Raw genomic sequence first — 22,463 nt, forward strand, 5'->3', positions numbered from 1 at the left:
CAAAGGCCGAATACATTGCCGCAGACTTGTCTCTCGAACGAACTAATCCTTGCAGTCGCGCGGCGGACCATACATTCTGGGAAGTAACTCCACAGGTCGAAGCAATAGCTTGTTCCAATGGGAATTTTCCGTGAGGTAATCTCGCTCCGCGCGCGACATGTTTACGGCTCAAAGTTGACCGGACGGCCAAAGCTGAGAGAAGTCCACGAGGCCATTTCCCTGCTTCTATCCAGCCACACTCTACGGCGCCTGCTGAAGATGAAAGAGCATCCCGCCGGGCAGCGCATTATTGTCGCGTATACCGTTGCGTAAAGACACGCGGACAACGCGGCCACCGGCCTCAACCCTGCTCATCATGACGCGCACGCTCTGCGTGGTGAAGTAATCGATGCTGAGATGGTCGTCGCTCAGCCAGTGAAGATTCACGCCGTAAGCACGGTCGTTGCGCATGGCGCCGGAGAGCTCCGCGACCTCCTGCGTCTTTCCGTCGCCAATCACGGCCACCTGGTAGTCGAAGGAGGTCTTCGCGTTTCCCGGCAGCTCGTATAACACGGCCGTGACTTTGCCGTCCGGCGATGTCGCGCGCGACACTTCGTCCCGCTTCGGCTTGTGGTGCTCGAAGCGCACGGCGACCGCGAGAACTACAGCCGCAACCAGCACCAGAATCGCAAATGTCAGATTGAGATGCCGGCTGCGGGAGCCGGATTTCGCAGCCGACACTTTTTCAGTCGACGTCACCATGTGAGATCCGGCGCCTCCTTCGTTGGGCTATCGTTCGCTTTCCGTGACCGGAGACGACGAAATGTCTCGACGGCATTTCTTTGGCGAGGTCTTCTTCCGATACAGCTTCAATGCTATCGGCTTCTCACAATGAAAGCTAACGCGGCATGTCGCGGTGCGCGGTCTTCACCCGATAGCCTTCCTTGGCCAGCCGCTTCTTGATCTCTTCAGCGATCATCACCGAACGGTGCTGGCCTCCGGTGCAGCCGAAGGCGACGGTGAGGTAGCTCTTGCCCTCGTGAATGTAGTGTGGGAGCAGAAAGAGCAGCATCTCGGTCACGCGTTTGAGAAACTCCTGCGTCTGGGGGAAATGCCCCACGTAGCCAATCACCTTGGGATGCCGGCCGGTGAGGTTGCGGAACTCGGGAATGAAGTGCGGATTGGGCAGGAAGCGGACATCGAAGACCAGGTCGGCCTCCAGCGGCACTCCGTTCTTGTAGCCGAAGCTGATCGACGAGACGAGCAGGCTCTTGCCATCCGACTCCCGCTCGAACTGATTCTGGATGTATGCCCGCAGCTCGTGGACATTGAAGCGCGAGGTGTCGATGAGGATGTCGGCTACGTTGCGAACCGGGTCCAGCAGCTTGCGCTCCGCCTGGATCGCCGGACCAACCATCTTCTCGCGACCCAGCGGATGCGGCCGCCGCGTCTCGGAGAACCGCCGCAGAAGAACCGGCTGCGATGCCTCCAGGTAGACGACCGTGGTATCGAGCTGCTCACGAAGCTGCTTGAGCAGCGCGGGAAACTTCTCCAGCCGCTGCCCCTCGCGCACATCGACGACCAGCGCGGCGCGCGTGATCTCCATCGACTGCGCCACCAGCTCGGCAAAGCGCGGCAGCAGCTCGACGGGCAGGTTATCTACCGCGTAGTAACCGAGGTCTTCAAATGCTTTGAGCGCGGAGGCCTTGCCGGAACCGGAAAGGCCGGTGAGAATCACCAGCTCGCGCTTGGTGTCTCCCCGTTTCGTATCTGCATGACCAGCCTTTTGCGCCGCCGCATCGGCTTTTTTCGCCGGACGCGACTTTCGCCGCGCAACAGCTTTCTTGTGCGGTCGAGCCATAAAACAATCGTACAGGGGATAGGGTGTAGGGGATAGGGCTCAGCAACCCAGGGTGTAGGGGTTAGGGTGCAGGGAGCAGGCATCAGTGTGCAGGCGTGAAGTGCGGGACGCAGGGTTCAGAGCACAGGAATAAAGCGAACGCAACAGTCACAGGGTGAAGCAGCGAATCCGCAAGCCAAACAAATGCGCGGAAGACCACTCGACCCTGCACGCTGCCTCGCTGCCCCCTAAACCCTCTCCCCTACCCCCTGCCTTTAAGGCTCTTCAATCAGCTCCATCTTGCCGTCGCGTTTGCGATGCAGCACCTTCACGTTGCCGCGGGCGTCGCGGAAGACGAAGACCTCGCGGTCACGGAACTCGGCTTCCTTTACCGCCTCTTCGAGCGTCATGGGGCGCAGGGCTACGGAGTCGGTCGAGCGCACGATGTGTGGCTCGGGGATCGGCGTCTTCGAGGGAAAGCTGTGTACGGTCACCGGAATCACCGGAGTCGAGCGGCCCTTTCCATTTGCCTTATGGCCATTCGATTTCGCCGTGCCGTTCGAATGGGCGTTGCCGTTGACTGCGGCCTCCGTGCCGTCGGCCGGGAGAGCTGCTGCCCGCCGCCGCGGTCGGAGCAGCTGAGCCTCCGCCGTGATCTTCTCTTCCTTTGGAGCGCGCTTCTTGGCTTCGAGTTTTTTCTTACACTTGATGGCTTGCGTTTCCGCTTTGTCCAACGCCTCGCGCAAAGCAGTCTCCATATTCGGAGATTCGGAGATGCCGACAAAGGTGTGCAGCCGGGTCTTGATCGTCACCTCAGCGGTTTGCCGGTACTTCTCGGCGCTGAGAACGACGTGCACGCTGGTGATCCTGGGAAAGAGCTTGGTGATTCGATCCACGCCCTCTTCGGCCAGAGTGCGCAGGGCGCGGGTTACGGTCACCTGTCTGCCGGTGTACTCAACCTGCATGGGGATAACTCCCTTCTCGGTGGATAAAGATGAGATCAACGAAGTGTCTGAAAGAGTTCCGAAAACTACCAGACTTAAAGATGGCGATTTTATACCCTTTTCGGAAGGATTGCCCAAAGATGGGAGGGGCCGGATCGGACCGGATATCGAACAGGGCAAGGATGGAGGGTATGAGGGAAATCCGGGACGAACCAGCGGGGCTTGCCAGGGAACGAATGATTGGGTCATCTCCCGTGCTTGCAGAGGCCGGAGATCGGCCTCACTTCATTATCTTCGCACGCGGCGCTATCCTCGCACGCGGCGCTGATGCGTGCTGGGGATACGCAGATCTTCGCGATACTTGGCCACCGTGCGGCGGGTGACATCGATGCCCTGGCTCTGCAGCATGGCGGCGATATGATCGTCGGTCAGCGGTTTGCGCGGGTCTTCTTCCTCGATCAGCTTCTTCACCTTGCGCTTGAGCAGCATCAGCGGCGTGCCCGAGCCCTCCGGCCCGTTCACTCCCTCGGAGAAGAAGAAGCGCAGCTCATACACACCCTGCGAGGTGTGGACATACTTGTTTGAAACCGCGCGGCTCACCGTGGAAGGATGCACACCTATCTCTTCGGCAACTTCCTTGATCATCATAGGCCGCAAGGCCTCGACGCCTTTTTCGAGGAAGTCCTGCTGCCGCCGGACGATGGCCTCGCAGGTGCGCAGGATGGTGTTCTTGCGCTGCTCGATATTGCGCATGAGCTGCAGCGCCGAGCGGTAGCGCTCCTTCACATAATCCTTGACCTCTTTTTCCGCACCCTCCTGGGTCAGCATGCGCCGGTAACCCTGGTTAAGCCGCAGGTTGGGAAGGTCCTCTTCGTTCATGACTACAACGTACTCGTCGCCGCGCTTGACGAAGGCCACATCCGGCTCGATCAGCCGCGCGTCCGAGCGATTGAAGCGCTGTCCGGGCCGGGGATCGAGGGTGCGGATAAAATCTATGGCCTGCTGCACCGCTTCCATGGAGCGGCCTACGGCCTTGGACAGCTCGCGAGGGTCGCGCTTCTGCAGCAGCTGGAGGTGCTTGTCGATGATCCTGGTCGCGGTCTCGAAGAGCTCGATGCGCGGGTCGATAGACAGGGGTCCAGATGGCTGGGGTTCGGATGGCTGAAACCCAGTCGCCTGAAACCCAGTCGGCTGGAACGCAGTCGCTTGGAACCCGGTCGCATGGCCATTCGACTCGACGCTAGGCGGCGTCTCCGGAGCTGCATGCAGATCGGCGGAAGGGATAGCCGGTGGTGCATCGGACGAGCTTCCGGCCGGCCCAACATGCCCGTTGCCGCCGTGCCCGTTGGCCGCGTATCCCGCGTGTCCATTGTTATTGTTGACGTATCCATTGCCGTTGCTGACGTGCCCGTTTGCGTGGAGATCCGCCGCCGCCGGAAGGCCGGCAGCAGCCGCGAGATCGATCCCAGCTTGATCGGGATCGAGGATGATCCCGGAGATTTCTTCTGCCCGGTGACCATTTCCTCCCTGAACGTTTTCTCGATGATCATTTTCTGAGTGGCCATTGCGATCCGCGTGCTCGCTGCCGCTCCGCTGCTGCCGGTCAAGCTGCTTCTTGAAGATCAGATCGAATTCTTTGCTGTGAGCCTCGACCTGGACCAGAAGGCACTCCCGCAGGTCGCGCGTTCCGATGCCGATCGGGTCCAGCTGGCGGACGATTGCCAGCCCCGCTGCCAGATGCGCCCGGGCCCGCTCCAACATGGCCGGCGGCAGGTCGGCGATGGCATGATGGCCGTTCCCATGGGAGGCGTCGGGAGACAGTTGTTCACGCAGATACCCGTCAAGCAGTTCTTCATCGGTTGCCCGCAAGTAGCCGTCTTCATTGAGGTTACCGATGATGTACTCGGCCGCGTCGCGAATTGCCGGAAGAAGATTGAGAGAGCCGAGCTGCCAGAAGATGTGGTCGGTCAGGGTGCCGGGCGAGGAGAGGTAGTTCTCGAGCGAGGGCGCTTCGGTGATCTCAAAGCTGTTCGGAGTGCGGAAGCCGGGGTCGAGATAATCCTGGAAATACGAGCCGAAGTCGATCTCTTCGAAGGGATCGGTCTTCTTTTCGGGCTCATTTTCGGTGGCCCGGAGCTCTACCGCCCGGTCATGCTCGATCTCCTGGGCCGCAACCTCGTCGAGCAGAGGGACGTTCTCTTCAATCTCTTCCAGGATCGGATTCTCGGTGATCTCGGCGTTGATCATCTCCTTCAGCTCAAGCTTGTTCAGCGCCAGCACGCTGACCATCTGCATCAGGCCAGGGGTCAGGATCTGCCGTTGCGCTACCTTCAAGCTCAGCTTGGGTTGGAGTAATGCCATCGCATCCTAGAAAACGAAAAATTGTGGTGAAGTTGTCTCCCAGTTTACATGCTGGAGAGCGTCCCCCTTGAACATTAACTCTTTCGCAGGAACCCGCGCCAGCAGGAAGGCCCTTAAAATGCTGTGAATCTTGAAATTACAAGGCTGGATTTACCAAATCGGACCACGCCGAAATCGTCCAATGATTCTCAGACTCGGCCCACAGCCGCATCGGGCCCTATAGCCATAGATCACGCGAGAGATCCTTCGGCGTCAGCTCGGATGGCTTTTAGCTGAGGGAAAAGCCTTCGCCCAGGTACAGCCTGCGCACCTCGGCGTCATTCCCCAGCTGGTCCGGCGTGCCGTCGGCAAAGATCTTGCCCTCGTTGATCACATAAGCGCGATCGGTAACCGAGAGCGTCTCACGAACATTATGATCCGTAATCAGGACGCCGATGCCGCTGGTTTTAAGGTCGAAGATAATTTCCTGCAGGTCGAGTACCGCAATGGGATCGATTCCCGAAAAGGGCTCGTCCAGCAAGATGAAGGACGGCTGGATGCACAGGCAGCGGGCAATCTCCACCCTGCGCCGTTCGCCGCCGGAGAGCGCGTAGCCGCGTGTCTTGCGGATGGTCCCCAGATTCAGTTGCTCGATGAGCTTTTCGGTGCGCGAGCGGCGCATCTCGCGGGAGACGTTCTGCACCTCCAGCACCGCGAGGATATTCTCCTCGACCGTAAGCTTGCGGAAGACCGAAGGCTCCTGGGGAAGATAACTGATGCCGTATTGGCGCGCGCGCATGTACATGGGAACGCGGGTGATATCCTCGCCATCGGCCAGGACGCGCCCAGAATCCGGCGCAATCAACCCCACGATCATGTAGAAACTGGTCGTCTTGCCGGCGCCGTTCGGACCAAGCAGCCCGACCACTTCGCCCTGGCTGACATGAACGCTGACACCGCGAACTACCTGACGTCCTTTGTAGGACTTGCCGATCTCATCGGTCGAAAGCTTCTGCATCACTTCGGAGTACGCGTCTCGGTGACGGCACTCGACTGCCCCCCGCTTACCACGACGCTATCATCCTGACTATTGAAAATCAAACGCGCTCCAGTAGTCGTTCCCTTCACCTTGTCGAAGACATGCGGGAGGTTCCCCGGCGCGCCGGTAAGCACGTATTTGCCGTCGTCCGAGGTGTACACCAGCTTCTCTCCCGTGGCCTTGCGGCCGGGCTGCGTCATCACCACATTGCCCGTCGCCACCATGTGATCGATCTGGCTCACGTCCTGCGGCTGCGCACCGGAGGCCGGCGTCTTCGCCGCGCTCGAATTGCCCGTTTGCTGATTCCCTGCAGGCTTGGGCGATAAAAACACCTGGGCCGCGTCGGAGTGGATCACGCCGTCCGGCTCCTCTGCGACCACGCTGCCGTGGAAATCGGCGCGGCGCTCGGCATCGGAGTACTCCAGCGTCCGGCTGTGAATGCGCACCACGCTCGGCTGGTGCTTCGCTCCCAGATTCGAAGTCAGGTTCGCGCTCACCACCGCGGCGGTGCTGCCCTCCGGCCCATAAGCCTTCAACGCCTGCGGATTCTGGCTGACCTCGAGCACCGGCGCGGCGATGGAGTGGTCGCTCTGCCACATGCGCGCCGGAGTCGTGGCCGATCCGTAGAAGAGGCTTACATTCGTGGCATGGCGCAGGTCGCCGCGATCCGCAGTAATGTAGACAGGGCCTGAGCCCCCGAGATCGGGCACACCTGCGCCTGCAATAGGCTGCTGCGCACCGGAGGCATTCTGCTGGCGGTAGGTGGCCTTCAGCGTTCCCTGCGCCGTCGCGTCGCCCGAGTCACGGTGGTAATCGATGAACTGGGCGGACATCTGCAGAGCGTCGCCATCCTTGAGCCGCGGGCTTCCTGTCAGGTGCAGGATCTGATCCGACGAATGATACTCGGCGTGGTTGGCCCAGGAGGTCAGCGTCGTCGGATCGCTCTTCGCGCCCTCTTTCTTCACCGGAGTCTGCGTCATCACCACATGGCCGTCTTGAATCGCGGTATCGATCTGCGAGGTTTCGGCGTCGCTGGCTGATTTTTTATCCGAACCAGCCGCAGCCTTCTCTACGGTCTTTACGACATTGGCCTTGGCGGCACCGGCCTTCGCATCGGTTTCTTTCGCGGCCTTCGGCTGCTGCGTGAAGGTCATGTGCAGCCGGTCTCCGCTGCTGGTGTTGGTCGATCCGTCCTGAGCCAGGTCGACGATCTTGGTCGAACCTGAACCATCCAGCTGCTTGATCGCCGTTCCCGTGGGATCGAGGGTTGCGAGCAGTTGATCGCCGCTGATATTCGTCAGCTCCTGGCCGCCTTTCGACGGAATCGTATGCAGATTGACCTGAGCATTCCCGGTGGCGAGCGCCTTTTGCGCGATGCTCTTCTTGCCATCCGGGCCGGGGACAAAGTCCACATCCAGCATGGAGGACTGCACCTGACGCGATGCCGTGCCCCTGGGGTCGTTGGCCAGCTTGAAGATCTGCTCCACGAAGCTGACTGCATCGCGGCAGCGGCCGTGCTTCAGCGTGGAATTCGCGCCCAGGGTCAGCGTGCAGCTCACCGCCGTGCCGTGCATGCTGCTGTTGTCGCCATTGGAGACGAAGTTCACGCCGCCGGCGACATCGATCTGGACCGGCTGGCTCTTCGCATCGAGCTGCGTATGCGAGTTCTCCGCGGTCAGTACCGCTCCGCTATCGGTGAGCATGCGCACGTGCCCCTGAGAGTCCACGCTCGAGGCCGATCCGTCCTTCCGGAAGTAGATGATGGCCTGGTCGGACGAGCTCTTCTCGGTCTGGTAGTCGGTGGAAGGATGGAGCAGAAATGCCTGCCGCGAATCGCGGAGCAGCGTGGCGTGCGTGGCGTGAACGATAGCCAGATTGCCGTTGTTGCTGGTGGTCAGCACCACTTCCTGATCGAGCACGAGCAGGCCGGTCTTCGAGTTGTAGCTGGCTCCGGTCGAGCTTCCCGCCGCCTTGGGCAGCGAAAACTCGGTGTGCTCCGAGGTGACGGCGTCGCCGGTCTTCTCGTTGAAGACCAGGCCGCTGGTCTTGATGTGGATGATCTGCTGCTGCGCCTTTGCATCGTCCTGGCCAGTCTGGCCGGGCTGGTTGGCCTGGTTGGGTTGATTGGTCTGATTCGCTTGACCAGTCTTCGCCGGAGCGGCCTTCCCCGCGCTGCTGTCGTCGCCCAGCCCGGAAAGATCGATCTGGACATTGCCCTTGGCGCTCACGATGCCCGACGACTTGTCGTAATCGAACTCCGAGCCGTAGATCTTGTCGGCGCGATTCGATCCCGGCGCGCCATACAGCGTGATCTGCACATCGTGGAGCGTGGCGTGGCCGCCCTGCTTGTACTGGAAGAGCTTCGAGGCGTGAATGGTGTAGAGCGTGTGCCCCTGCGCGGAATGAGAAAAGGTAAAGCCATCCGCGGTCTGCTGGATGTCGATTCCCAGCCTGGCCGGGAGGTCTTTCTCAAAATGGCGAAAGCGATACCGGGCATACAGAAAGAAAGCAGCCAGGACCACAAACAGCAGGCAAGCCAGCAACACAATGCTCTGGCGAAGCCTCGCCACGGTCAGACGCATAAAGGTATTTTCTCAGATGCGGGTAGTTGCAAAGCGGGTGGCTGCAAAGCGGGTGGCTGGGAAGCGGGTGGCTGGGAAGCGGGTTGCTAAAAAGCGGTTGGCTAAAAAGCTGGTAGCGAACAAACGGGCGGCTAAAGTCCGGTCAGGGATAACCCGGCTAGCTAGAACGGTCGTGGCAGAACAGCGAAGTTTAGAGTTTCTAATCCAAATCCTATTTGCAAGTCTTTCCTCGAAGGCCGCAGCGCATACCATCCACCAATTACGCTAACCGTTCTTCAGCTGACCGCACTTTAGCGACCCGCTTTTTAGCGACCCGCCTTTCAGCTGTCGTCGACTAATTGACACTCTGGAGGCGGGCGATGAGCTTTTGCGCCAGGCTCTCCCCCGACTCCGACCACAGCAGCCGGCTCGATATCCCACCATGCTGCTGCACGGCATTCGTGAAATCCACCAGCATCTGCACGTTCTGTTTGACATGCCTCGCCGTGTCCTCATCCAGATCGACTTCCTCCTGGAGAAACGGCGTATCCGGTCCGAAGTCGATGCGGACATGCCCGTTCTGCTCGTAAGCTCCCTCGTCGAACTCCGGCCCATAGCCGACGATGCGCACCACCCGCGGCTCTTTTCTCCACACCGGCTCCAGACCGCCTCCGACCTCGGGGGCCCAAAGCTCCCACACCAGCTCGAATTCATAGGCGAAGTCATCATGGACAGTCTCCATCGCGGCGGCGATGGCCTCGCGCGGCTCGGACAAGGGTAGATCCGGCTCGTGCTCCTCGTCATAGATGCGCTGATAGACCTCGGGCTCGGTCCAGGAGATGGGATAGACGGTGACCGCCTTCACGCGCGCGGAGCCGGCGACGGCGGCAAACTGCTGCATTACCTTCTCCAATGCCGCCGGAAGAGCAGCCAGGCGGAAATTGGGGTACCACACACTCAGATAAAGTTGATCGGCCATGTTCCCTCATTAGACGCGCCTAAGGCCCCGGACGACGCGAAATCCAGCATCACCCAATCCGCATTACCATGTCACGCGGACCAAAGAAACGCCCTGGCGCGGCAAGGAAAGATCGACGCTCACCGGAACGGCGTCTCCTGCGGCGTTCGACATGAGCCGCTCCGGTTCCAGAGTGCCAGATTTTTCAATCTCCCGAACCTGCTCCGCCGTAGGAGACTGCGGACTGCCCATGCGCTGCCAGGCAGAATAAGCGTTGGCGTGATCAGCGTCCATCCGATAAATCTCAATCCGAGCCTTCTGTTTGGGCAGCCCCTTGAGCGCGAGCGCTACCTGTGCCGGCTCCGCCGAAAGATCGTCGTCGTGATAATTCCAGAGCAGCACATCGACTTCGTGCTCCTGCCGCGTGGCTACAGCATTCACATCCGGAGACTCGATCACGCTCCTGGCCACCACATCGCTGAGAGGCTGAGCACCGCTGCTTGTGACATTGACCCAATCGCCGCCCAGCATGCCCATCATGCGAAAGACATTCAGCACCGGCTTATCGATGCCATTGGTGGCCAGCTCACGAAAGCCGGCGAAATAGGGCTGGTCCTCGAACTCGAAGGCCCAGGTCACTGCGCCTTGCAGACGAACCTTCTCCAGACGCGCCAGCTCATAGGTGCGCATCATGGCCTCGGCCACGCTCACGCCGTAGAGCGGTCCGTTGCGATAGCCGTTCTGCGCGCCCTTGCAGGCGGCGCAGCCCTCGGGATCGCTCTCGCCCAGAATGATCGGCGTGTTTCGGAATTCAGGATAAGAGGCGACGATCTCCATCCCGCGCTGGACGTTGCGCAGCTGCGCGCCAACGTTCATCCGCACATGACCGCCCGCACTGTCCTGGATGAACTTCGGGTTGCCCTTGGGATGAAAGCTGATGAAGTCGAGCGGCGCACCTGTTTTGCCGGAGGCGGCATTCGTGCCGTGAGCGCAGTGATCGAGAAAAAGGCGCAGAAAGGCGGCCGCATGGTCGTTGGCTGGACCCGTGCTCTCCGGGCCGCCGATCTTCGCCTGCGGCAGCTCGCCGCGGATGGCCGCAGCGGTCACGTCATAGAGCCTGTCATACTCTTCCGGCGTTCCATGCCAGTAGCCGATATCCGGCTCGTTCCAGACCTCCCAGAGCCAGCCATCGACCTGCGCGCCATAGCGGCCGTGCAGATGATGCGCCCACGCCGTGACCAGCGCGCTCCACTTCGCATAGTCCTTGGGCGGATAGCTCCAGCCGGTGAAGACATCTCCCTTGGGGAAGTCGTGGCGATAAGGCTCGGGATGCGTCGACAAGGCTTCGGGCATGAATCCCACTTCGACCAGCGGACGGACATGCGCCGCGATGAGCGCGTCGAAGATGCGGTCGGTGATGGTCCAGTCGTAGAGCGGCGAGCCGTCGGGATTCTCGCGGTAGGCGTTCGTCGATCCCCACTTGAGCGAGGACGAACCATCGCCGGTGGTGAGCAGGTTGTGGGTGCGGAAGTAAACCGGGGCAGGAGTGAGCCCGCCCAGCTCGCGTAACAGCTTCTCGCCATTGGGAGCATAGGTGTAGTTCGGCTCGTCGGCGCCGAAGTAGTTCCAGGCCGGCTTGTAAACGCCCACAGACTTCGACGCGTCCACCGTGATGACAACGGGATCGGAAGCACGAACGAACGTCGCGCCCGACAGAAGAAGAAAAAGTCCAATACACCAAGCCGAAAATTTCATTGCCTAACAGAATAAGCGCACTCGTCATAGAACGCCGCGCAGCAAATCCGGGTGCCCCACATCTCGCTTCTGAGATGTGGGATTCCACAACCGTTACTGCCATTACATATCCAAGCGCCAAAGGCGCAACCCGAACCGGGTGCCTGGACGAGCGGCACCAAGTCGCAGCCGAGAAAAGTCTCGTCTGGGCGAGACGATCGAGTACGATCAGGCGATCGGAGACTAACGAATGCAATCTGAAGCGCCCCGTAGCCCGAGCGCTCGCAGGTGGGGATGGCCTGCCTTCCTCTGCCTACTTGTTGTCCAGCTATGGGCGGCCCATGCGTGCGCCTTCTTCGCGCATGAATACGCGCATACCTTCGTGGCCTGGATTCTCCATTGGAAGGCCAATCCGCTGGCATTGGACTACGCCCACCCCTCCTGGACTGTTTTTCTGATCCAGTTCGGCATCAACCAAAATGTCGATGAGGCGCCCATCTTTGCCAGCGGCCACGGCATGCAGGCCGCCATCATCAGCGCAGCCGGCGCGTTCCTTGGGAACGCCCTGGTCACCCTCCCGCTCAGCCTCTGGGGCTGGTGCGTGGCCCGGCGGTGGAATGCACGCGGATGGGCCATGTTTTGCTACTGGGTCTGCGTCGCTAGCATCGGCAATCTCATCGATTATGTGCCCATACGCACTTTTACCGATGGAACAGATCTCTATCAGGATATGTATGCGGTTGAGCGCGGCTTTGGCTGGTCGCCATGGACGCTTTTAGCCGTCTTCGGAATCCCCACGGCACTTATACTGCTTTACTTTTTCGCCCGCATCGAGCCCCGCGCCCTCGGTTGGCTCTTCCCGGTATCCACGCCCCGAAGGGTGTTGTTAGCCGTCCTAACCGCATTTGTTCTCTTCGATTTTTACGGAGCTGCGGGGTGGTCCGAGGGAGGTCCCCTATCGCATCGGATGTCCGTCATCTCTGTGGGAATCGCAGCGCCGCTAGTATCCGCTATCAGCGGGTTCCTGGTAAGCCGCCATGTAAGTGTGCGTTAACCCGGATCAGCGGATTACTTCCAGCTAACCGCCAGCTGCCAGCGCAAGCTGCGCTGTGCGGTCTTGCGCAGGACCCGCTCGTACTCTTCCAGCTCCGCGACGATCGGGGCGGTATCGGAGCCCAGCGTTGTCGGCGCGCCTTTGAGACAATCGAGGAGCGCGCAGATGCTCGTCAGGCCATCGCCCGGCGAGAACCACTGCGGCGGAGGCAGGGTCTTGGCCCACTCCGGATCGCCCGCGCCCTCTTCCAGCAGCAGAGCCATGGAATTCTGGTCCGCGGAAAAAAATTCCAGGAGCGGCTTCACTCCCAGACGTAATGCCAGCTTCTCCAGCGCATCCTCGTTCCGCGCCAGGGCGTGCCCGTTGACGAAGATGTCATACCCGGGATCTTCGCCCTCTACAACGATATACATGGACGCGCTCATAGCCGAAGTCTACCTTGAATCCCTGTCTTTATCCGATGCTGCCAGGCCGGAGAAAGTATCGATTGTTATCTGAGGAGTTACCCGTCCTGAAGTCTCATTTTGGGTTCGGGAGAGTATCCAGGCGATGCAGGCCGGCACGAGCACAGCCCCGATCCACCCTTCCAGACTGGGTCGCACGCGGATCATGAGAGCGGCCTCACCCACGGCGACCAGCGTCGCGACCCATTGCAGGGTGCCCAGCTGCCACGCGGCCATGCTTTGCAGCAGCCAATAAAAGAGCGGCAGCGTTCCGGCGCTTATGACAATGGCAATCGTTGCAAGCCGCAGAGCTGCCGTTTCATCGAGTCGAAAAGTGAAATGTTGCCCGGTGCTGACAGTCAGCACCGCTAAGAATACGGAGGCAGACGCGAACTGGATTGCAGAAAAGGCAGGGATCTCGCCGCTCTTCAGCCTTCCGCTTGCGTAGAGTCGTCGGGTATAGATCATCGAGAACCCTTCCAATGCCACCGCCAGCAGCAGGGCTGCCGCGCCCCTGGCTTGCAGCAGACTCACAGACAGGCCCGGTGCAACGACCATCGCCACGCCGCCGATCCCCAGGGCGACCGCGGGAATGGCGCTTCCCTGGTCTCCGCGATCTGGCCCGGTATTTCCTGGCCCGGTATTTTCCGCTCCTGCAAAGAACAGCAGAAACAGGGGCATGGTGGCAAAACAGAGCGCTACCACTCCCGCCGAAAGCTGCTCTGCCGCCCAGACCGTGAGAGCGTAGGGCAGGGCCAGCATGGTCACCCCCAGCAGAGCGGAAGGAAACAGCAATCCTAGCGCCGAACGTGCCGGAGCCGCCTGCCCCTGCGTCGAACGCCCCGCATCCGGCCTCGCATCCGGCCTCGCATCCGGCCCCGCACCTGGCCCCGCGCCCGCCTTACCTTTGGTAGACGTTCCAAAGTGTCTCAGGGTCACAACGACGCCCAACACAATTGCCGCCAGGCCGAAGCGCAGGACGCCAACCTCCAGTTCGGGCAGCGATTGAGACAGTGTCTGGTTTGGAATCCAGGCGCTGCCCCAGATCGCTCCCACCGCAAGATACACAGCGGTAACACGCCATTTCATCGGCAGGAGGCGGTCAAAGTCCATAGGTCAGGCGCGATCTCGCTCCCATTAGTCACATTCTTGCCCACAATAGGAAAAGGGCTGCGCCGGAGCGCAGCCCTTTTCGGGTTATCGGTTACTGCGGTCCGCGGCTTCCACCGCCGCCGCTGCCGCCGCCCGGTCCGCTTCCCGGTCCACCGCCGGGTCCACGACCCCGGCCGCGACGCCGCCTGCGGCCGCGTGCAGCTGCGCCAGCAGCTCCGCCCGGTCCACCTGCACCGCCGCCGGGACGACGCTCGCCCGCGGGGGCCGGTGTGCCGTCGGCACGGTTGAAGTTGATCTCTTCCCCGCCCTCATCGTCGCCCTCTTCACCATCCTCGAAGTCGTCTCCGCCTTCGATGGTGATGGTGCTGGCGTTCGAAGTTGGCTGGCGATCTTCCGCCGGAACAGCAGGACGGCTCGACTCCGCACGCCCCGACTCGGGCCGGCGTTCGCGGCGCGGACGGCCTTCGCCGCTCTCGCCCTCACCCGACGCAGCGATGTCACCCGCGGCACCCGGCTCCGGCAGACCCAGCTTCTGGCGCTGCTCCTTGAGCAGAGCCTTGCGGGAGAGCTTGATGCGGTTGCCTTCGATGCCCAGCACCTTGACCAGCACCTGATCGCCTTCGCGCAATTCATCTTTAACTTCTTTCACCCGGTGCTCGGCGATCTCGCTGATGTGCAGCAGACCGTCGGTTCCGGGGAAGATCTCGACGAACGCGCCGAACTCGGCGAGCCGAACCACTTTGCCCAGATAGGTCTTGCCAATCTCGGGCACGGCGGTGAGGTCGTTGATCATGGCCAAAGCCCTGTCCAGACCCTCGGCGTCGCTCGAAGCGACATTGACGCGACCGGTATCGTCGACATCGATCTTGACCTGGGTGGCCTCGATGATGCCGCGAATGGTCTTGCCGCCCGGTCCGATCAGATCGCGAATCTTGTCGGTGGGAATTTGCAGGGTGCGAATCTGCGGCGCGTACTTCGACTTGACGTCACGCGGTCCGCTCAGCGCGGCGTCCATCGTGTCCAGCAGGAAGAGCCGGCCACGCAGCGCCTGCTCCATCGCTTCGCGCATGATCTGCGGAGTCAACCCGCTGATCTTGATATCCATCTGCAGAGCGGTGATGCCCTTGCGGGTTCCGGCTACCTTGAAATCCATGTCGCCGTAGTGATCTTCCGCACCGGCGATGTCGGTCAGGATAGCGTAGGCATCGCCTTCCTTTACCAGACCCATGGCTACGCCGGCAACTGCGGCCTTCAGAGGAATGCCCGCATCCATCAGCGCGAGACTCGCGCCGCACACCGAGGCCATCGAAGACGATCCGTTGGACTCGAGGATGTCGGAGACCACGCGCAGCGCATAGGGAGACTCGGCTTCGCTGGGCAGCACCGCGCTGATCGCGCGCTCCGCCAGGGCTCCGTGACCCACTTCGCGGCGGCCTACGCCGGTCATGCGGCCCGTTTCGCCTACGGAAAACGGCGGGAAGTTGTAGTGCAGCATGAAGCGCTTCTTCTGCTCGCCCTCGAAGCTCTCCAGGCGCTGCGAATCGTCGTTGGTGCCCAGGGTCGCGGTGACCAGAGCCTGCGTTTCGCCGCGGGTGAAGAGCGCCGAACCGTGGGTGCGGGGCAATACGCCCGTCTCAATCGTGATGGGGCGAATCTGATCGAACGCCCGGCGGTCGGGACGGATGCGATCCTTCGTCACCTGCTCGCGGAAGATGTTCTCGCGCAGAGCCTCGTAATACTTGGCCAGCTTCTTCTTCGCTGCGGCCGGATCTTCGCCTTCGGCGACTTCCTTGGCCAGCTCGTCCTTGATCGCCTTCACCAATGCGGCGCTCTCGAACTTGGGGTGGGCGCTGGTGTCGAGCGCATCCTTCAAGCGATCGCCGATCTTGGCGTTAAGCGCGTCGTAGTAGGCCTGGTCGAACTCCGGAGGAGCGACCGTGCGCTTGGTCTTGCCCGCGCGCGCTACCAGGTCGTTGATCGCCGCGACGATCTTCTTGATCTCCGCATGGCCGAACTCGATGGCCGCGAGCACCACGTTCTCTTCCACTTCCTGCGCGCCGCTCTCGATCATGGTGATGCCTTCCATGGTCGCGACGACGGTGATGCTGATCGGGCTCTCCTTGCGCTCCGCATAAGTCGGGTTCACGACGAACTCGCCGTTCACCTGGCCCACGCGCACCGCGCCTACCGGGCCGCCGAACGGGATATCCGAGAGCGACAGCGCGGCGCTGGCCGCATTGATGCCGATGATGTCCGGATCGTTCTCTTTGTCGGCCGAGAAGACCAGCACGATCACCTGAGTCTCGTTGCGGAATCCTTCCGGGAACAGCGGGCGCATGGGCCGGTCGATCTGCCGGCAGGTGAGAATTTCGCGCTCGCTGGGACGGCCTTCACGCTTGATGAAGCCACCGGGGATGCGTCCACCTGCATAGGCGTATTCGCGATAGTCGATGGTCAGGGGAAAGAAATCGATGCCTTCTTTGGGGTCCGGGGAGGCGACTGCCGTCGCCAGCACTACCGACTCTCCCTGGGTGACGAGCGCCGCACCCGGCGCCTGCTTGGCCATGCGGCCGGTCTCAAAATGCAGCTTCTTGCCGCCAGTAAGCTCAACTGTAACGTCTTGCTTCATAAATTCCTCGATTCGAATTGCGGATGGCGATCACGCAGCCATCGGCGGAGGCGCGAAGGATGCGCGCACCGCTGTGCGGAGCTTTCGTCGCAGCCTGTGGCCAGGCGGACGAAGGCTCGCCGCTCTCGGCCGAAGCCGGGCGAGTGATCGGGGGTGGGAGGGTCGCAGCACAAAGGAAAGAAAACGAAGAAGGCAACGCGGTCCTGCCGAAGACATTCTGGCAGGAGACCGCGGAGAGCGTTCGCATCACAGCGAAACACTCCCCGTGCCCGCTGGATACATCGCAGGGGTGGGTGCTCCACATCTCGCCCTCGAGATGTGGAAAGAACGGCTGTCCCGCACCCCTCCTGGGAGATGCGGGCAAAACGCGTTCCATCCTCGATTCGATTTCCGTCGCGTCTGCGTAGGAGACAAGGGAATCTTCAGGCTACTTGCGTATGCCCAGCTTGCCGATGACTTCGCGGTAACGGTCGGAGTCGTTCGTCTTGAGGTAGTCAAGCAGACGGCGGCGCTTGCTAACCAGCATCAACAGGCCGCGCCGCGAGGCATGATCCTTGGCGTGGGTCTTGAAGTGCTCGGTCAGCTCGCCGATGCGCGTGCTGAGGATGGCAATCTGCACTTCAGGGCTGCCGGTATCGGAGTCATGGGTGCGAAACTGCGTAATGATTTCGGTTTTTCTAGTGGGTGCCAGCACGGTGTGTGCGTTACTCCTGTGTTCTATGTTCTCTACACTTCCTAAGTGTCTGCAACAAGAATAACATGGTGGGATTTTACGGGCAATTGATTGAAACAAAACGGGAGGGCTCCGGCAGAATCCTGAGCCATCCGCATCAGAATGCGCTCGGAGTGTTAGGCGGGCCTACAGCGTTCGCAACGGAGGGGGGTTCGCCAATCTTTCTCCAGGTGGCCAACTCATGTTCGAACGGCTGCCGACCCCAACCGTGAAACAGGCTCAGATTTGCCACAATTAGCAGCACAGTTAGGACCGAAAACAGTGATCCGTAAATCCAGAAAAAAGCGTGTCCTTTGAGCGGCGGCGTGAAGCAGTGGTGAATGCCGACTGAAATCGTTGAGACCATCGAGGCAACAAGGCTGGCGGTCCCCAGGCTGCCAAAAACGGCTATCAGGGCCCACCGGAAGGGCCGGTGGCGGAAACCGTCGTTGTGGCCCGACCGATACGCCTGAATTGACCGTTGCCAGTACACCCCAAAATTTCTCTCCTCATATCTGAAGATGAGATATGCCGCTATCCTCGTGGTCGAATGCAGTGACGATTGCACCAGCATGAGGCACGGAGTAAGAACGAGAAACGGCAGCAAAAACAAGAATGGCGGCAAAAGATCATGAAAAGGAAGCTTTTGGGGGTCTATCGTAAAGACGTAGCTCAGCAGAGCAGTAGATCCGCCCACGCAAAACGCCATAACTTGAAAAAGCCTGGTCCCGTGTTCCTGTATCTCCCGATACAGCGCCTCGAACTCGCACTGGGACAACTGTTGGTCATTCATTCTCTAACCCGTACTTTGTACGGAGAGTTTAGATCCCGCGGCGAGATCCTTCAATAAATAAAGAAAGGTTGCGTTTGTCCACGCAAATCCATCCTGATTTTTATAGCGATCCTCAAGCACTTCGGCGGAACCGATCTCAACGTCATACTTTTCGAATAGCTTACCGGTCTGCTCCCATATTCTGAGATTGAGATTGAGCCACTTCAAGGCAATGCGCCCGGCAATCTCCATATGCCCGTAACTTTTTAATGCCAGATAACTGACCAGGTGGAGAGGTGGCCATCCCACCGGATAATTCCATTGCCTATCGATGTACCCGTAGCTCTGGTCGCATGCGGCCATACCGTATTCGCGTTCGAACAATTCGATCTTTTCTGCAATGGTGCGTGCCTGCTCGCGGCTCGCAATCTTGCGAAAGAGGGGAAAGAACGTCGCCATCGACTTCACCTTCTTTCTTTGACCGGTAACGAAGTTGAAGTCGTAATAGATTCCGTCCGCACTGTCCCACATTAAAGCGTTTACCGCCCGCGCCCGCTGTTCCGCCCGATTCCTCCACAGCGAAGCTTCTTTTGGAGAATCAAGCTCTTCATGAAAGACGGCAAGATCCATCTCGTAAGCGTAAAGATTGCTATTGAGGTCCACTGGCAGAAGCTCTAGGACGTCCCCTCGATCGAATCGGGGAGAAAGATCCCAACTCGCTTCATGGTCCATGGTGATATCCGCGATATTTTCGGCAGGATAACAGGGAGGCGCGTGATATCGGCTCAGGCCTTCATAGGCGAGATGATCGGAGTTGAGCCAATAACCGATGAATTCTCTTTCCACAATAGAAGCCGCCCATGCGAGCCACTTCTTGTCTCGCGTTGTGTTGTAAACCTCCCTCACCATCTCAGACAAGAACGGTAACTGCGAACCCGCGGCCCACCGTTTGCGATTCGCGATGACCATTCCATGGCGGTCCGCCAAAAAAAGGCAGTTCTCCACAATACCTTTAGCCAACTCAAATCGTTCAGTGCAAATCAGTGCCTTAACGACGAAGTAACTGTCCCAGTAGAACTGAACCATGAATCGGCCGCCGGGTGTGACGAAGTCATTCGGAAGGAAAAGAATGTAAGGTCGTTGGGGATCTAGATCGTCCAAATGGCCATCTTTTGACGTCGCAGCGAGGGCTTCCCAGTCCGAAAAGCGATCTTGATGGCCATGGCGGGCATTTGCCCGAAGGTCTTCCCACTTTTCGTCAATGAACGTAAGAATGGCCTTAGCTCTAATAGGCAAATTGTCGAATGTCAGCATTCCTGGTCGCTCCATGGCTTGCTTATATTTTGGCCGTTCCTACTTACCAATGAAGGGTTCGATGAGTGTGAACGATGAGGATCAACCCTCGAAACATACGGAGACGGGAACCATGAGTTGCTTTGATGCTAAACATTTACCGCCAGACTTGCACCGGATTCAGATACAGATACAGGCAGTTCGTTTAGATATCAGATCCCCTGGCGCATAATTACCACCCAACCAGCTAAAATAGAACTAGATCAAGAAACCAAAAAGGACCGCTCCAAAGCACGGTCCTTTTTTCATGCGCAAATAGAGGAAGCCATGCCCAATCTGGCCCTCTGCACCTACACCCTCCTCGGCGGACGCACCGACCGCCAGCCCGCAATCGCACTCCCTGCCGCAACAACCCCGTCGCTGAGCACGAAGTATCGAGCGTCGTGATGAGTAAGTTCAGTCTCACCAATGACCGCGCATCAACTGCCGCAGAATCAATCACACTGCACTGAATCCGAGATTCTCCATGACATCCTGGAAAGTCTCATGCAAACAATGAGTTACAGCCGGTCGCCGGCAAGATAATCGCCTGGAATGAATGATTTACAGAGATTGCCGGCCGTAGAGAATTCGCATGGTTGCCTGTCCACATTGCTTTTTCCAGATGCGGGAGCGTTTCACGCATAGGCGGCTGTTTCATCCCCAATACAAGACCGCTGCGGCCATCCGTAAGAACACCCCCACATGGTAATTTTTTAACGGGATGCTTCAGGTCTTTCGCTCGTTTCGCAGCTTGTATGGCTGGACAATTTTTCTGGGGGCGTTTCTGCTCTTTGCGGTCGAGCCCATGGCTGCGAAGCAGTTGCTGCCGGCCCTGGGCGGGTCTTCCGCCGTCTGGATCACCTGCCTCTGTTTTTTTCAGGTCGCTCTGCTGCTCGGCTATCTCTACGCGCATTGGCTGGGACGGACACGATCCGCCCGAGTCGCCGCCTTGTTACATATAGTCCTGCTGGCGCTGGCTGCGGCGATGCTCGCGCTCATCCATCAGCCGGATCTTGCGCGAGCAGCCGGCCATCCGCTGACGGCGATCTTCGCCACTCTGTCGTTGACGATCGGCCTGCCGTTTCTCATGCTCTCCGCCACCAGTCCCCTGCTGCAGCTCTGGCTGGCACGCGAGGAAGACCGCGATGTGCCGTGGCGTCTCTTTGCGCTTTCGAATGCGGGATCGCTGCTGGCGCTCGCGCTTTATCCCACGGTGATCGAGCGGCATCTTTCTCTGGGCCGGCAGCGATTCACGTGGAGCTGCGGCTTCGTTCTCTATGCAATCCTTTGCGGCATCCTGGCCTGGCGCAGCCGCAGCGCGATGCCGCTCGACCGTGCCGAGCCCAGCGTTCCCGAAGGCGCATCGCGCAGTGGATTGCGGCAGAAAATACTCTGGTTTCTGCTGCCCGCCGGAGCGGCGATGCAGCTGTGCGCGGTGACCAACCACCTGAGCCAGAACATTGCCGCTATCCCGCTGCTGTGGGTGCTGCCGCTGGCCGTATACCTGCTCACCTTTATCGTGGCCTTCGAGGCCCCGGGGCTCTACAGGCGATGGCTGGTGGTGCGCCTGCTGGTGGTGATGCTGGCCAGCCTCGGCTACATGCTGTCGAAGACCGATGTGAGCGTGCCCATCCTGCTCAGCATCGGCTTCTTCCTGGCGGAATTATTTTTTGCCTGCCTTTTCTGCCACGCGGAGGCTTACAGACTGCGTCCCAGCGATCCGTCGGAGGCTACGCTCTTCTATCTTCTGCTGGCCGCGGGCGGAGCGGCCGGCACCATCTTCATCGCCATCGGCTGTCCGCTGCTCTTCGACGCGAATTACGACATCGCGCTGGCCTTCCTGGCGACCGCCGCTCTTGCGCTGGCAGTTACATGGCAGGAGGGCTGGGCGCAGCGGCTGCTGTGGTCGGTGGGAACCGCACTGTTGCTGGCTCTGGTCATCATGCTGCATATCGTTTACGCGCGCAGCACGCTGGTCGAGGAACGCAACTTCTACGGCGCGCTGCGAGTCAGGCAATCGCACTACCCTCCGCAGGCCCACACCGTGCGGACTCTACTGCATGGCACTATCGAGCACGGCACGCAGTGGTTCGCCCCGGAGTTTCGCCGCACGCCGACGACCTATTACGCTCCGGACTCCGGGATAGGACTCGCGCTTCATTTCTGCTGCGATGGCCGTCCGCGCGACATCGGTGTCGTTGGACTGGGTGCGGGAACGCTCGCTGCCTACGGCCAGGCCGGCGATCGCATCCGGTTCTATGAGATCAACCCGGCGGTGCGGCCTATTGCGGAAAATCTTTTCACTTATCTCCGCGACTCGCCCGCAAAGATCAGCTTCGCGCCGGGAGATGCCAGACTCTCGCTGGATGTCGAGCCTGCGGAGAACTTCGACGTGCTGGCCATCGATGCCTTCAGCGGCGATGCGATTCCGCTGCATCTCCTCACCACGGAGGCCATGCAGATCTACCGCCGCCAGCTTGCACCGGGCGGCATCCTGGCCTTCCATGTGTCGAATCAGTATGTCGATCTCACGCCCGAGATTGCTGAGCTGGCCGCTGCGGCGGGAATGCAGGCCCGTGTCGTCGATACTCCCGGCAACAGTGCGCGCGGCGAATACCGCGCGACGTGGGTGCTGGTGACAAGCAACTCCGCGTTTCTCGCGCAACCGCAGATCGCAGCATTGGCGATGGATATTCATCGCAAGGCGGAAGTCACGGCGTGGACCGACGACAACTCCAGCCTGCTGCCGCTTCTTCAGTGGCGGCTCCCGGAGAGATTTTAGGACTACAGTACAAGCTGAAATTTACCTTTTTTTCACGGAGCCGAAGAGGAACGCTCGCAGGCACCGCGTGTTCCGTCGCGCGGTCGAACCTCGTTCCAGCCGCGCCATTACTGGCGTTTGATCCCATCACATTCTTCTCATCGCTATAGCTCTGCGCGTCCGCGCCGCCATGGAAACAGGCAGGGCCGAGGCCGATAGAAAAGATACATTGCTGTCATTGCAGTCATT

The 22,463-nt window shown here is 60.1% G+C and carries 16 protein-coding genes; 3 read left to right on the forward strand and 13 right to left on the reverse strand.

The features are described 5' to 3' along the window. Positions 1-240: 240 nt before the first annotated feature. The 8 genes from XX99_RS21615 to XX99_RS21650 form a co-directional block, all read right to left on the reverse strand. Positions 241-741: a hypothetical protein gene (locus XX99_RS21615; protein WP_050061506.1), complete on the reverse strand. Its 501-nt coding sequence runs from the start codon at positions 739-741 to the stop codon at positions 241-243. Positions 742-877: 136 nt separating this feature from the next. Further along, complete coding sequence (gene rapZ, locus XX99_RS21620) at positions 878-1,840, reverse strand: RNase adapter RapZ (RefSeq protein WP_050061507.1); 963 nt, start codon at positions 1,838-1,840, stop codon at positions 878-880. A 254-nt stretch (positions 1,841-2,094) separates the two neighbouring features. Next, the gene (hpf, locus tag XX99_RS21625; protein WP_050061508.1) at positions 2,095-2,784 is read right to left on the reverse strand and encodes a ribosome hibernation-promoting factor, HPF/YfiA family; all 690 of its coding nucleotides are present in this window, start codon (positions 2,782-2,784) and stop codon (positions 2,095-2,097) included. A 285-nt stretch (positions 2,785-3,069) separates the two neighbouring features. Continuing rightward, positions 3,070-5,124: an RNA polymerase factor sigma-54 gene (gene rpoN / locus XX99_RS28195; RefSeq protein ID WP_231581551.1), complete on the reverse strand. Its 2,055-nt coding sequence runs from the start codon at positions 5,122-5,124 to the stop codon at positions 3,070-3,072. Positions 5,125-5,392: 268 nt separating this feature from the next. Beyond that, the gene (lptB, locus tag XX99_RS21635; protein WP_050061509.1) at positions 5,393-6,121 is read right to left on the reverse strand and encodes an LPS export ABC transporter ATP-binding protein; all 729 of its coding nucleotides are present in this window, start codon (positions 6,119-6,121) and stop codon (positions 5,393-5,395) included. Continuing rightward, positions 6,121-8,724, reverse strand: coding sequence for an LptA/OstA family protein (locus tag XX99_RS21640; RefSeq protein ID WP_050061510.1), 2,604 nt, complete (start codon positions 8,722-8,724; stop codon positions 6,121-6,123). Before XX99_RS21640 ends, lptB begins: the two co-directional genes overlap by 1 nt. 334 nt (positions 8,725-9,058) lie before the next feature. Continuing rightward, on the reverse strand, positions 9,059-9,682 hold the full coding sequence (locus tag XX99_RS21645; RefSeq protein WP_050061511.1) for a hypothetical protein: 624 nt from the start codon (positions 9,680-9,682) through the stop codon (positions 9,059-9,061). Between the two features lie 63 nt (positions 9,683-9,745). Next, complete coding sequence (locus XX99_RS21650) at positions 9,746-11,416, reverse strand: GH39 family glycosyl hydrolase (RefSeq protein ID WP_050061512.1); 1,671 nt, start codon at positions 11,414-11,416, stop codon at positions 9,746-9,748. Between the two features lie 229 nt (positions 11,417-11,645). On the opposite strand from XX99_RS21650, the gene XX99_RS21655 reads away from it, so the two are divergent. Then, positions 11,646-12,449 carry a hypothetical protein gene (locus tag XX99_RS21655; RefSeq protein ID WP_050061513.1) on the forward strand — a complete coding sequence of 268 codons (804 nt, stop codon included), beginning with the start codon at positions 11,646-11,648 and terminating at the stop codon, positions 12,447-12,449. 14 nt (positions 12,450-12,463) lie between these two features. Here XX99_RS21655 and XX99_RS21660 read toward each other — a convergent pair whose 3' ends face one another. From XX99_RS21660 to pnp, 3 genes are all read right to left on the reverse strand, one after another. Continuing rightward, a complete protein-coding gene (locus XX99_RS21660) occupies positions 12,464-12,862 on the reverse strand; it encodes a hypothetical protein (RefSeq protein WP_231581552.1) in 399 nt (132 codons plus the stop codon). A gap of 21 nt (positions 12,863-12,883) precedes the next feature. Further along, positions 12,884-14,005 carry a DMT family transporter gene (locus tag XX99_RS21665; RefSeq protein WP_050061515.1) on the reverse strand — a complete coding sequence of 374 codons (1,122 nt, stop codon included), beginning with the start codon at positions 14,003-14,005 and terminating at the stop codon, positions 12,884-12,886. Between the two features lie 91 nt (positions 14,006-14,096). Then, positions 14,097-16,634 (reverse strand): polyribonucleotide nucleotidyltransferase, encoded by a 2,538-nt coding sequence (gene pnp, locus XX99_RS21670; RefSeq protein WP_050061516.1) that lies wholly within the window; start codon positions 16,632-16,634, stop codon positions 14,097-14,099. A 59-nt stretch (positions 16,635-16,693) separates the two neighbouring features. On the opposite strand from pnp, the gene XX99_RS21675 reads away from it, so the two are divergent. Continuing rightward, positions 16,694-17,041, forward strand: a complete 348-nt coding sequence (locus XX99_RS21675; protein WP_156186142.1) for a hypothetical protein — start codon at positions 16,694-16,696, stop codon at positions 17,039-17,041. 20 nt (positions 17,042-17,061) lie between these two features. Here the strand turns inward: XX99_RS21675 and rpsO are convergent, their stop codons facing one another. Both rpsO and XX99_RS21690 read right to left on the reverse strand, forming a co-directional pair. Next, a complete protein-coding gene (rpsO, locus tag XX99_RS21680) occupies positions 17,062-17,328 on the reverse strand; it encodes a 30S ribosomal protein S15 (protein WP_050061518.1) in 267 nt (88 codons plus the stop codon). Between the two features lie 814 nt (positions 17,329-18,142). After that, positions 18,143-19,432 carry a trehalase family glycosidase gene (locus XX99_RS21690; RefSeq protein WP_050061520.1) on the reverse strand — a complete coding sequence of 430 codons (1,290 nt, stop codon included), beginning with the start codon at positions 19,430-19,432 and terminating at the stop codon, positions 18,143-18,145. A gap of 742 nt (positions 19,433-20,174) precedes the next feature. Here XX99_RS21690 and XX99_RS21695 point away from each other — a divergent pair. After that, positions 20,175-22,235: a spermidine synthase gene (locus XX99_RS21695; RefSeq protein ID WP_050061521.1), complete on the forward strand. Its 2,061-nt coding sequence runs from the start codon at positions 20,175-20,177 to the stop codon at positions 22,233-22,235. Positions 22,236-22,463: the final 228 nt, after the last annotated feature.

It is taken from the genome of Silvibacterium bohemicum, assembly GCF_001006305.1.
Taxonomy (GTDB): domain Bacteria; phylum Acidobacteriota; class Terriglobia; order Terriglobales; family Acidobacteriaceae; genus Silvibacterium; species Silvibacterium bohemicum.